At 71.5% G+C, this 12,161-nt stretch carries 7 protein-coding genes; 1 reads left to right on the top strand and 6 read right to left on the bottom strand.

Features of this window, described 5'->3' with window-relative positions:
• Window positions 1–26: 26 nt before the first annotated feature.
• The 3 genes from IE168_RS06050 to IE168_RS06060 are packed head-to-tail and all read right to left on the bottom strand — an operon-like array spanning window position 27 to window position 4,701.
• A complete protein-coding gene (locus IE168_RS06050; RefSeq protein ID WP_189496225.1) occupies window positions 27–1,130 on the bottom strand; it encodes an energy transducer TonB in 1,104 nt (367 codons plus the stop codon).
• Window positions 1,131–1,180: 50 nt separating this feature from the next.
• A complete protein-coding gene (gene mdoH, locus IE168_RS06055) occupies window positions 1,181–3,136 on the bottom strand; it encodes a glucans biosynthesis glucosyltransferase MdoH (RefSeq protein ID WP_229823203.1) in 1,956 nt (651 codons plus the stop codon).
• 38 nt (window positions 3,137–3,174) lie between these two features.
• The gene (locus IE168_RS06060) at window positions 3,175–4,701 is read right to left on the bottom strand and encodes an OpgD/OpgG family glucan biosynthesis protein (protein ID WP_229823167.1); all 1,527 of its coding nucleotides are present in this window, start codon (window positions 4,699–4,701) and stop codon (window positions 3,175–3,177) included.
• A gap of 154 nt (window positions 4,702–4,855) precedes the next feature.
• On the opposite strand from IE168_RS06060, the gene IE168_RS06065 reads away from it, so the two are divergent.
• Window positions 4,856–6,109: a TerC family protein gene (locus tag IE168_RS06065; RefSeq protein ID WP_189496229.1), complete on the top strand. Its 1,254-nt coding sequence runs from the start codon at window positions 4,856–4,858 to the stop codon at window positions 6,107–6,109.
• 100 nt (window positions 6,110–6,209) lie between these two features.
• Here IE168_RS06065 and IE168_RS06070 read toward each other — a convergent pair whose 3' ends face one another.
• Genes IE168_RS06070 through IE168_RS06080 form a run of 3 tightly spaced genes read right to left on the bottom strand, consistent with a single transcriptional unit; the run spans window position 6,210 to window position 12,128 of the window.
• Window positions 6,210–7,664 (bottom strand): efflux transporter outer membrane subunit, encoded by a 1,455-nt coding sequence (locus IE168_RS06070; RefSeq protein WP_189496231.1) that lies wholly within the window; start codon window positions 7,662–7,664, stop codon window positions 6,210–6,212.
• The gene (locus IE168_RS06075; protein WP_189496233.1) at window positions 7,657–10,824 is read right to left on the bottom strand and encodes an efflux RND transporter permease subunit; all 3,168 of its coding nucleotides are present in this window, start codon (window positions 10,822–10,824) and stop codon (window positions 7,657–7,659) included. Before IE168_RS06075 ends, IE168_RS06070 begins: the two co-directional genes overlap by 8 nt.
• A gap of 11 nt (window positions 10,825–10,835) precedes the next feature.
• Complete coding sequence (locus tag IE168_RS06080) at window positions 10,836–12,128, bottom strand: efflux RND transporter periplasmic adaptor subunit (protein WP_189496235.1); 1,293 nt, start codon at window positions 12,126–12,128, stop codon at window positions 10,836–10,838.
• Between the last annotated feature and the right edge of the window lie 33 nt (window positions 12,129–12,161).

Here is a 12,161-nt window from a genome sequence, read left to right on the forward strand (position 1 = left end):
GCATGGGGCGCGCCCGCGCCTCCGGGCTACCCGCCTAGGTTGAAGCGCACCGTGACCACCGAAGGCATGGCGCGGCCGGGCGGTTCGAATCGATAGCTGCCCACCGCCGCCAGCGCGGAGCGGTCGAAGATGCCGGGCGGGTCGGCGCTGACCACGCGCGTGTCGCCCACGGCGCCGTCGGCGCGGATGGTGAAGGCCACCTGCACCGAACCCTCCATCTTCCGGCTGAGCGCCAGCGAGGGATAGCGCGGGGCGGGCTGGTGCAGCAGGCGCGGCGGTGCCGCCGGCGATGGCGGGCGCGTCGCGGTTCCGGCGCTGCGCTCCCCGCCGGCGGACTGGACCGGCGGCGCTGCCGGCACCTGCGGCGACGGCGCGTCCGACGCGGAGGCCAGCGCGTCTACGGCTGGGGGCTGCAACTGCGACTGCGACGAAGGCGACTGCGGGCGCGTCGACGCTGCCACTGCCGGCGGCGCGGCTGCCGACGCGGACTGCGGCGATGGCGATGGCGATGGCGATGGCGACGAAGCGGACACCGATGCGGCCTGAGCCGCCGCCACGCGCGCGGCAGCGGTGCGCGCCATCTCCTCCGCCCGCGCATCGGCCTCGAGGGGCTGGCGCTGGGCTTCCTCCGCGGCCAGGCGCGCGGCCTCGGCGCGGCCGGATTCGGCTTCGGCACTGGCGATCGCCGCGGCCAGGCGCGGCAGCGCGGGCGCGGCCGGATCGCTGGCGGCCACCAGCGCGTGCAGCCGGTGCGCCTCGGCGAAGTCATGCCGCGCGATCGCCTGCTCGCAGCCGATCAGCAGGTAGGGCTGGAGCCCGACGATGGCCGCGTTGACCGCGGCGTTCGCCGGGTCGAGGCGCCGCGCCTGCAGCCAGTGTTCGATCGCGCTGTCGCCTTCCGGCGCATACAGCCGGCCCTCGCGCAGCGCACGCGCGGCCGCCTGGTCGAGTTGCGCGACGGACTCGCGCGAATCCGGCCCCTGCGCATCGCCCGGAGCCGCGTCCGTACCGGCGCCGTCGACAGCGGTCGCACCGTCGCGCACCGCGTCCGACGCCGGCGGCGCGTGCGGCTGGCACGCGCTTGCTAGCAGGGCCGCGGCAAGCGCCGCGGCCATGGTGTGTCGCCTCATTGTCCAGCCCCCTGTGGCTTCGGGGTACATGCTGGGCCTGGTCGATGACGCTACGGCTTCGGTTCCGAGTCAGTCGCCGCAGCGGCGCGCACTCCAGCGCTGTGATCTTCAGCAGGATGCTCCACGCCCGACCCGCCGCCGCGCAGCTCGCCGGCACGCACCAGCACCGGCGGCGGTGCCGACTCTTCCGGCGTCAGGAAGATGCGGCGCCGCCGCAGCCACTCGCCCGCCGTGCGCGATGCGCCCAGCGCCACGATCGGGATCGCCAGCAGCAGGCCCAGCACCACCGGCGACATCCACGCCAGCAGCGCCGGCGACACCATCCACGCCGCCACGCCGGCCACGACGCCGGCCAGGGTCAGCCCGCCGTACAGGCGCAGCAGTTCGCGCAGCGGCAGGCTGCCGTCGTCGCGGCGCTGCGATTCCCATCCGGAATCCTTGCCGGCCAGCACCTCGGCCACGCCGCGGGACTGCACCCACATCGTGACCGGCGCCATCAGCGCGGCCAGCAGGGTTTCCAGCAGCATCCCGATGAAGGCGCGCAGCGCACCGCCGCAGCCTCGCCGCATGGCGGGGTCCACGATCGTCGCCAGCCAGCCCATCAGCTTCGGCGACAGCAGCATGGCCATCGTCACCACGAACACGGCGATGAAGCGGTCGCCGTCCTGCTCGCGCCAGTACGCGGTGGGAGTGAAGCCGTCGAGCGACACGTGCCCCCAGCCGAAGCCCGCGTGCAGCAGCGGGATCGACACGCCGACGATCATCAGCATCGCCCACATCGGCGCGGTGAAGTAATGGCCGATGCCGATCATCAGGTGCCAGCGGCTGACCCAGTGCAGGCCGCGCCCGGGCAGCACCGCGCCGTGCTGCAGGTTGCCCTGGCACCAGCGGCGGTCGCGCACCAGCATGTCGGTGAGCGAGGGCGGGCCCTCCTCGTAGCTGCCGCCCAGCCCGGGGATCATGTGCAGCGCCCAGCCGCCGCGGCGCATCAGCGCGGCCTCGACGAAGTCGTGGCTGAGCACGGTGCCGGCAAAGGGCTTCACCCCGCGCAGCTCCGGCAGGCCCGCGCACTCGGCGAAGGCGCGCGTGCGGATCATCGCGTTGTGGCCCCAGTAGTTGCTCTCGGCGCCGTGCCACCAGGCCACGCCATAGGCGATCACCGGCCCGTACACGCGGCCGGCGAACTGCTGCATGCGCGCGAACACGGTGTTGCCGTTGACGATCACCGGCAGCGTCTGGATCAGCGCGACGTCGTCGTGGCGCTCCATCGCCGCGGCCAGACGCACCAGCGTGTCGCCCGACATCACGCTGTCGGCGTCGAGGATCAGGAACTGCGGCCAGGCACCGCCCCAGCGCCGCACCCACTCGGCGATGTTGCCGGCCTTGCGCTCGCTGTTGTCCTCGCGCAGGCGGTAGTACACCCGCGCTCCCGGGCCCAGGCGCTCGCGCAGCGCCGCGACTTCCTCGCGTTCGGCGGCCTGCAGTTCCGGCCGGCGCGTATCGCTGAGCACGAAGAAGTCGAAGCGCCCGAGCTGGCCGGTCGCCGCCAACGACTCGTGCATCGCCTGCACCCCGGCCAGCACGCGCGCGGGATCCTCGTTGTAGACCGGCACCAGCAGCGCGGTCGCGGTGGAGACCTCGGGCAGCGGCCCGTCGGCGTGCATGCCCATGCGCAGCGGCCGCCGCTGCAGCAGCAGCACGAAGCCGGCGATGGCGCCGACGAAGGCCTGCACGATCCACGCGAACAGCGCCACGAACAGCACCAGCAGCACGCCCTCCAGCACGTCGATGCCGTCGCCGCGCAGAAGCCACCACATCTGGTAGGTGGCGACCAGGGTCAACAGCACGACGCCGCCGATGACGCCGAAGCGGCGCCAGGCCATGTTCGGCGGCGTGGTCGGGCGGGGCGGGTTGGCGATGCGACCGCGGTCGAGCGCCTGCACCGGCATCGCCAGCGGCGACTCCGGCGGCAATGGCGGCAACGCGGACAACGGCGACGGCGGCAGCCGGTGGTCATTGGCGTCCGTCGCCCCGGGAGCCGTGGTCACGGCGTCCACCGCGACAGCCAGGTCTCGGACAGGCGCCCGGCGTCGCCTTCCAGCCACAGCCGCATTTCCACCGCGGCGGCGTCGCCCGGCAGCAGCTCGAAGCCGACGCGCCAGCTGTCGGTGCCCGGAATGCGGTAGGCGGTGGCGTTGCGGAGCTCGCCCGCGTTCGCCGCCGCCTGCACGCGCACCGCGGCGTCGCCGCCGGGCAGCGCGCCGCCGCTGAAATCGACCAGGTACTGCCGGCCCTGCGCACCATCCAGCGCCCCGCTGCGCGTGGACGCGACGCGCGCCAGCGCGGGATTCCAGTCATGGCCCGCCGACCAGTGCAACCGGTAGCGCCAGCGGTGCTCGCGGCCAGGCGCCAGCGGCGCGCGCGGACGCCAGAAGGCGACGATGTTGTCGGCGTACTCGTTCGCGGTCGGGATCTCGACCAGGTGCACCTCGCCCTCGCCCCAGGCGTCGAGCGGCTCGACCCAGCAGCCCGGCCGCTTCTCGTAGCCGGCCTCGGGATCCTCATAGTCCTCGAAGCGGCGCTTGCGCTGCATCAGGCCGAAGCCCTTCGGATCCCGATCCTGGAAGCCGCTGTGCTCGACGTGCCGCGGATTGCGCAGCGGCCGCCACGCCTGTTCGCCGCTGCCAGCCAGCAGCGCCAGCCCGTCCGAGTCGTGCACCGCCGGCCGCGGATCGTCGATGCCCGCGCGGTCGCCGGCGTCGAACTCGTACATGCTGGTCAGCGGTGCGATGCCGGCGTTGGCCAGTTCCACGCGCGGATACAGGCGCGCGTCGACGTCGAACACCGTGTCCTCGCCCGGGGTGATCGCGAAGCGGAAGGCGCCGGCCACGCCGGGCGAGTCCAGCAGCGCATGCACCACCGCCTGGCGGGCGCCGGGCGCCGGCGTCTCCAGCCAGAACGCCCGGAACACCGGGAATTCCTCCGGCCCCGGATCGCCGCTGCCCAGGGCCAGGCCGCGCGCCGACAGGCCGTAGCCCAGGCCGCGGGCGACCGCGCGGAAATAGCTCGCGCCCAGGAACGCCGCGATCTCGTCCAGCGTGCCTGCCTGGTGCACCTCGCCGTGCAGCCGGAAGCCGGCGAAGCCGATGTCGCGCCCCGCCGGCGGCGCGGGCACGCCGTGGTCGAAGCGGAACAGCTCGCGCGCGTAGGGGAAGGGCCGGCTGCGCCCGGCCTCGACCACGTGCATGTCCACGCGGTCGAGGAACATGTAGCCGCGATGGAAGAACTGCGCCTCGAAGCCGCGCCCCTCACCGGCCCAGAGCGCACGCTCGGCGCGGTAGCGGTAGTCGCGGTAGTGGTCATAGCCGAGGCCGGTGAGCGCGGCCGGAAGCTCGCGCGAAGGCGGGGCCCACCGCGCCGCCGCCAGGGCCCTGGCCAGCGCAGGCACGGTGTCCGCATCGAACGCGGTCGCAGTCTCGGCCGCCGTGGATGGGGACGCCGCGCGAACCGGGGGCAGCGCTGCGGCGACCGGCAGCCACAGGCCTGCCAGCAGGAGATCTCTACGTTGCAAGGGGGAACCAGGGGGCGGGGGAAAGCGGCGGAATATAGCGTGCAAGGCCGCGCAGCCTTCACGCATGGCTAACGATCCCGGCACTGCCGTGGGGCACGACGCGGACGCGACGGCCTGCGTGCGATCCTGCCCTGCCGTTCCCGCCGGGCCATCGATGCCGACCACCACGCCCCTCGTCTGGGAGGCCACGATCGCGCTGATCATCGGCCTGCTGGCGTTCGATTACTTCTTCCACGTCCGCAAGGCGCACGCCCCCGGCCTGCGCGAGGCCGCGGTCTGGTCGGCGCTGTACGTCGGCATCGCCCTGCTGTTCGGCGTGGCGGTCTGGACCTGGGGCGGCGCCGACATGGGCGCGGAGTACTTCTCCGGCTACATCACCGAGAAGGCGCTGTCGATCGACAACGTCTTCGTGTTCCTGGTGATCATGTCGAGCTTCAAGGTCCCGCGCGAGGACCAGCAGAAGGTGCTGCTGTTCGGCATCACCTTCGCGCTCATCGCGCGCACGGTGTTCATCCTGCTGGGCGCGGCGCTGATCGAGCGTTTCTCCTGGGTGTTCTACCTGTTCGGGCTGGCGCTTCTGGTCACCGCGGGCAACCTGCTGGCACCGGACGGGCATGACGAGGACAAGCCCAACATCGCGGTTCGGACCGTGCGCCGCGTGTTCCATGCCAGCCCGCACTACGACGGCGACAGGCTGTTCACCACCTGGCAGGGCAAGCGCGCGCTCACGCCGATGCTGCTGGTGATGCTGGCGATCGGCGGCACCGACATCCTGTTCGCGTTCGACTCGATCCCGGCGATCTTCGGACTCACCCGGAACGTGTTCATCGTGTTCACCGCCACCGCGTTCTCGCTGCTGGGCCTGCGCCAGCTGTACTTCCTGGTCGGCGGCCTGCTGGAGCGCCTGGTCTACCTGTCGATCGGCCTGGCGGTGGTGCTCGGGTTCATCGGCATCAAGCTGGTGCTGCATGCGCTGCACGAGAACAACCTGCCCTTCATCAATGACGGCGAGCCGGTGCCGGTGATCGAGATCAGCACCTGGACCTCGCTGGTGGTGATCGTGGCGATCCTGCTGGTGACGGTGGTGGCCTCGCTGACCAGCCCCAAGGGCAAGGCCAAGGTGGCGGTGTCGGCGCTGCGCCAGAAGATCGCCGATTACCTGTCGCTGTCGCAGGACGCCGCGCCGACGGTCCGGCGCGCCGTGTTCGCCGACCTCGTCGCCGCACAGGCGCGCGTCGACGCGCTCGAGCCCCGGTTCAAGGCGATGGTGCAGCGGCCCGACGTGCTGCAGCACGACCTGCGCCGCGCGCACGAGGCGCACGCGGCGTCCACCGGCGAGCCGCCGGCCGCCCGGGAACTGGGACTTCCGCGTTCGGACGACGACGCCGGCGATGCTCCCGCCGACTGACGCTGCGGCATTCGCCGCGCGCGTTGCCGGAAGGGGCGGCTACTGCTGCGGCCAAGCGTCAGGTCTTCTCATTGCGAGGCGGTCGCAGCTGTAGCTGCTCCTACGGCTTGGAGGTGGTGGACGGCGGCGCCGCGCTGTCCTCGCGCCAGCCACCGCCCAGCACGCGGTACAGCGTGACCCGGTTGACCTGCTCGGCCAGGCGCGTGGCGACCAGCGCCTGCTGCGCGCCATAGAGCATGCGCTGCGCATCCAGCTGCACCAGATGGCTGTCGACGCCGGCGTCGTAGCGCGCCGTGGCCAGGGATTCGGCCCGGGTGGCGGCATCGACCAGCTCCTGCTGCGCAGCCACCTGCTTCGCCAGGGACTCCGACTGCACCAGCGCATCGGCGACCTCGCGGAAGCCGGACTGGATCGCCTGCTCGTACTGCGCCAGCGCGATGTCGCGGTCGGCGGTGGCCATGCCCAGGCCCGCGCGCAGGCGCCCGCCCTGGAAGATCGGCAGGTTGATGCGCGGGATGAAGCTCCAGACCCGGGTGCCGCTGTCGAACAGGCCCGAAAGGTCGTCGCTGGCGGACCCGATGCTGCCGGTCAGGCTGATCGAGGGGAAGAACGCGGCGCGCGCCGCGCCGATGCTGGCGCTGGCGGCCAGCAGCCGGTGCTCGGCGGCGATCACGTCCGGGCGCCTCAGCAGCACCTCGGAGTCCAGGCCCGCCGGCACCGCGGCGATGCCGGTGACCGGCGCGACGCTCGCGCCTGCGGTCGGCAGCAGCGAAGCGTCCAGCCGCGTGCCGGCCAGGAGGTCGAGCGCGTTGCGGTCACGCGCGACCTGGCCCTTGAGGCGTTCGACGTCGGTGCGTGCGGTCGCGACCTGGGTGCGCACCTGCTCGACCTCGAGCGCGGAGGTCGCGCCCAGCTCGTAGCGCCTGCCGGTCAGCTCCAGCGTCTCTTCGTATGTGCCCAGCGCCTGCTCCGACAGTCGCAGCTGTTCCTGGTCGGCGGCCAGCGTGAGCCAGGCGCCGGCGATCTCGGCGACCAGCGACAGCTGCGCCGAACGCTGCGCTTCCTCCGTCGCCAGGTACTGCTGCAGCGCCGCCTCGCTGAGGTTGCGCACGCGGCCGAACAGGTCGAGCTCGAACGCGGCCAGGCCGACGCCGGCGGTGTAGCTCTCGCTCACCGGGATGTCGCCGCCCACGCGTTCCATTTCCACCGACGCGCCCAGCGAAGGCAGCCGGTCGGCGCGCTGGATGCGGTACTGCGCCCGCGCGCGCTCGACGTTGAGGATGGCCACGCGCAGGTCGCGGTTGCTGTCCAGCGCCAGCGCGACCACCTGTTCCAGCCGCGGGTCTGCGAAGAAGTCGCGCCAGCCGATGTCGGCCACCGGCAGGGCGGCGACGCCGTCAACACCCGTCGCGCCCGCGGCGGGCGTCACCTCCGGCATCGGCCAGGTGGCCGGGATGCCGGCCTGCGCCTCGGGCGTGGCCGGCACCAGGGTGGCGCAGCCGCTGGCGGCAAGGACCGCCGCCAGGGCCAGCGCAAGGCTCGCGTGCCTACTCATGTCCGATCGCTCCTTCCGCGGCGGGCTGCTCGCCCGCCTTCGCGGCCTTGCCGCCGAACATCTTCTGGATCACCACGAAGAACAGCGGGATGAAGAACACGCCCAGCAGGGTGCCCACCACCATGCCGCCGACCACGCCGGTGCCGATCGCGCGCTGCGCGCCGGAGCCCGCGCCGGAGGCCAGCGCCAGCGGCAGCACGCCCAGGCCGAAGGCCAGCGAGGTCATGATGATCGGGCGCAGGCGATCCTTGACCGCCTGCATGGTCGCTTCGATCAGCTCCATGCCGCTTTCCACGTTGGCCTTGGCGAATTCCACGATCAGGATCGCGTTCTTGCTGGTCAGACCCACCGTGGTCAGCATCGCCACCTGGAAGTACACGTCGCGCTCCATGCCCAGCAGGGTGTTGGCCAGCACCGCGCCGAGGATGCCCAGCGGCGCGACCAGCAGCACCGCGGTCGGCACCGTCCAGCTTTCGTACAGCGCCGCCAGGCACAGGAAGATGATCAGCAGCGACAGCGAATACAGCAGCGGCGTCTGCGATCCCGACTCGCGCTCCTGGTAGGACACGGCCGTCCACTCGACGCCGAAGCCCGGCGGCAGCTGTTCGGCCAGGCGCTCGATCTCGTCCATGGCCTCGCCCGACGACCTGCCCGGCGCGGCCTCGCCCTGGATTTCCACCGAAGCCACGCCGTCATAGCGCTCCAGCCGCGGCGAACCGTAGTCCCAGTGCGAGCTGCCGAAGGCGCTGAACGGCACCATCTCGCCGGCAGCGTTCTTCACCGACCACAGGTTGAAGTCCTCGGGCGTCATGCGGAACGCCGCATCGGCCTGGACATAGACGCGCTTCACGCGGCCGCGGTCGATGAAGTCGTCGATGTACTGGCCGCCCCAGGCCGCCGCGAGCGTGGCGTTGATCGCGTCCTGGGTGAGCCCCAGCGCGCCGGCCTTGGCCACGTCCACGTCGATGCGCAGCTGCGGCGTGTCCTCCTGGCCGTTGGGGCGCACGTTGGCCAGCACCGGGCTTTCCGCGGCCATGCCGAGCAGCTGGTTGCGCGCCGCCATCAGCGCGTCGTGCCCCTGCCCGCCACGGTCCTGGAGATAGAACGAATAGCCGGTGGCGATGCCCAGCTCGGGCATGGCGGGGGGTGCAAACACGAAGATGAAGGCGTCCTTGACCTGGCTCATCGCCGCCATGCCTCGGCCGGCGACCGCGGTGGCGCTGAGCTCCGGATCGGTACGTTCGCTCCAGTCCTTGAGCTTGATGAAGGCGATGCCGGTGTTCTGGCCCATGCCCGCGAAGCTGAAGCCCTGCACCGCGAACACCGACTCGACCGCGTCCTTCTCGTTCTCGAGGAAATGCTTCTCCAGCGCCGCGATCGACTCCAGCGTGCGCTCCTGGGTGGCGCCGACCGGCGTCTGGATCATGGCCATCAGCACGCCCTGGTCCTCGTTGGGCAGGAAGGCGCTGGGCAGGCGGGCGAACAGCAGGCCCATGACCAGCGCCAGCGCCGCGAACACGGCCATGAAGCGCCACGGGCGGCCGAGGATGCCGCGCACGCCGCGCTGGTACTTGCCGCTGGTCTTCTCGAAGCCGCGGTTGAACCAGCCGAAGAAGCGCGCGAAGCGCCCGCTGCCGCTGTCGTGGTGCTCGCCCTTCTTCAGCGGCTTGAGCATGGTCGCGCACAGTGCCGGGGTCAGCACGATGGCGACCAGCACCGACAGCGCCATCGCCGAAACGATCGTCACGGTGAACTGCCGGTAGATCACGCCGGTCGAGCCGGACATGAAGGCCATCGGCACGAACACCGCCGACAGCACCACGCCGATGCCGACCAGGGCGCCGGTGATCTGGTCCATCGACTTGCGCGTGGCCTCGAGCGGCGACAGCCCCTCCTCGCTCATGATGCGCTCGACGTTCTCCACCACCACGATGGCGTCGTCGACCAGCAGGCCGATCGCCAGCACCATCGCGAACATGGTCAGCATGTTCACCGAGAAGCCGAGGGCTGCGAGCACGCCGAAGGTGCCCAGCAGCACCACCGGCACCGCGATCGTGGGGATCATGGTGGCGCGGAAGTTCTGCAGGAACAGGTACATCACCAGGAACACCAGCACGATGGCCTCGAGCAGGGTCTTGATGACGCCCTTGATCGACACCTGCACGAAGGGCGTGGTGTCGAAGGGCACCACCGCCTTCAGGCCCGGCGGGAAGTACGGCTCGAGCTCGGCCAGTGCCTGCTTCACGCCCTCGGCGGTATCGAGCGCGTTGGCGCCGGTGGACAGGGAGATCGCGACGCCGGTGGCCTGCTGGCCGTTGTAGCGGGAGTCGAACTCGTAGCTCTCGGTGCCCATGTCGACGCGCGCGATGTCGCCCAGGCGCAGCGCCGAGCCATCCGGATTGCTGCGCACGATGATGTCGCGGAACTGCTCCGGCGTCTGCAGCCGGTCCTGCGCGTTGATGGTGGCGTTGATCTGCTGGCCGTCGATGGCCGGCGCACCGCCGAGCGAGCCGATGGCGACCTGGGCATTCTGCGCCTGGATCGCGGCGGTGACCTCGGGGATTGACAGCTGGTAGGTGTGCAGCTTGTTCGGGTCCAGCCAGATGCGCATGGCGTACTTGCCACCGAACACCTGGATGGTGCCGACGCCCGGAACGCGACTGAGCGGGTCGACGATGTTGGCACCGACGTAGTCGGCGATGTCGGTCTTGTCCATGCTGCCGTCTTCGGACACGAAGCCGATCACCTGCAGGAAGCTCGACGTCGACTTGCTCACGTTCACGCCCTGCCGCTGGACCTCCTGCGGCAGCAGCGGCATCGCCAGCTGCAGCTTGTTCTGCACCTGCACCTGGGCGATGTCGGGGTCGGTGCCGGTCTCGAAGGTCACGGTGATGCTCGCCATGCCGTTGGAGGACGACTGCGAGGAGAAGTACATCAGGCCGTCGAGGCCCTTCATGTTCTGCTCGATGATCTGGGTCACCGAGTCCTCGACCACCTTGGCCGACGCACCGGGATAGGTGGCGCTGATCTTGATGCTGGGCGGTGCCACGGTGGGATACATCGAGACCGGCAGGCTGGTGATCGACAGCGCGCCGGCGAGCATGATGATGATCGCGATGACCCACGCGAAGATGGGCCGGTCAATGAAGAAACGTGCCATGGGGGTCTCCGTTACTCCTGCGCGGCCGGAGCGGGCGCGGTGGCGGCGTCGGCCGCGTCATTGACGGCGGGGTCCGCCGCATCGGCTGCATCCGCTGCATCCGCTGCGTTGTCCGCGGAAGCAGCGCTCGCAGCGGCCCCCGGGCTGGCGCCCGCGGCGGCCGGCAGGCGCGGCGCCGGCGCCTCTGCGGTCACCTCCACCGCCGCGCCCGGCGCGATCTTCTGCAGGCCCTCGACCACCACGCGGTCGCCCGCGGCCAGTCCGGACTCGACCAGCCACTGGTCGCCGATGGTCTGGCTGACCACCACCGGGCGCTGCTCGACCACGCCCTCGGCGTTGACCACCATGGCCGAGGTGTTGCCCTTGGGATCGCGGGCCACGCCCTGCTGCGGCACCAGCAGCGCGTCCCGGCGCACGCCGGCGCCGAGCTTCGCGCGCACGTACATGCCGGGCATCAGCACGTGGTCGGGATTGGGCACCTCGACGCGCAGCGAGAAGCTGCCGGTGCTGGGGTCCACGGCCACTTCGGAGAACTTGAGGCTGCCGGGATGGGTGAAGGCGCTGCCGTCCTCCATCAGGATCGTCACCGGCATGCCCTCGGTGCTCTCCAGGCGGCCGTCGGCGAACGCGCGCCGCAGGTCCAGCAGCTCGGTGCTGGACTGGGTCAGGTCGACGTAGATCGGATCCAGCTGCTGCACGGTGGCCAGCGCGGCGCCCTGGTTGGCGGTGACCAGCGCGCCCTGGGTGACGCTGGACTTGCCGATACGGCCGCTGATCGGCGAGGTGATGCGGGCGTAGCCCAGGGTCACGTTGGCGGCGTCGAGCGCGGCGCGCGCGGCGGCGACGTCGGCCTCGGCCTGGCCCAGCGCGGCGGTGGCGTTGTCGTGGTCCTGCTTGCTGACAGCGTTGACCTCGACCAGGTCGGCGGTGCGCTTCGCGGTCAGGCGCGCGGCCACCAGCGTGGCTTCCGCGCGCTTGAGCTGGGCGCGGGCGCTGTTGGCGGCGGCGCGGTAGCTGGCGTCGTCGATCTGGTACAGCGGCTCGCCGGCCTTGACCATGCCGCCCTCGGTGAACAGCCGCCTGGCGACGATGCCGCTGACCTGCGGCCGGACCTCGGCCACCAGCCAGGCATTGGTGCGCCCCGGAAGCTCGCGGGTGATGGTCACCGGGCGGGTCTCGAGGGTGGCGACGGTGACGGCGGGCTTCGGGGGTTCTCCGCCCTGCTGACCACCGCCGCAGGCAGCGAGTACTGCTGCGGCGAGGAGAGCGAACATCGGGCGGGCACGGCGGAGGGTCGTGGTCATGGGGGGAGGCCTTGTGGGGATTCGAAAACGGCA

The organism is Luteimonas padinae (assembly GCF_014652935.1).
In the GTDB taxonomy this organism is placed as follows: domain Bacteria; phylum Pseudomonadota; class Gammaproteobacteria; order Xanthomonadales; family Xanthomonadaceae; genus Luteimonas; species Luteimonas padinae.

Bases quoted from the DNA above. Each gene is read 5' to 3' on its own strand.
- IE168_RS06080 (WP_189496235.1), bottom strand. From the start codon at position 12,128: ATGACCACGACCCTCCGCCGTGCCCGCCCGATGTTCGCTCTCCTCGCC.
- IE168_RS06075 (WP_189496233.1), bottom strand. From the start codon at position 10,824: ATGGCACGTTTCTTCATTGACCGGCCCATCTTCGCGTGGGTCATCGCG.
- IE168_RS06070 (WP_189496231.1), bottom strand. From the start codon at position 7,664: ATGAGTAGGCACGCGAGCCTTGCGCTGGCCCTGGCGGCGGTCCTTGCC.
- IE168_RS06065 (WP_189496229.1), top strand. From the start codon at position 4,856: ATGCCGACCACCACGCCCCTCGTCTGGGAGGCCACGATCGCGCTGATC.
- IE168_RS06050 (WP_189496225.1), bottom strand. From the start codon at position 1,130: ATGAGGCGACACACCATGGCCGCGGCGCTTGCCGCGGCCCTGCTAGCA.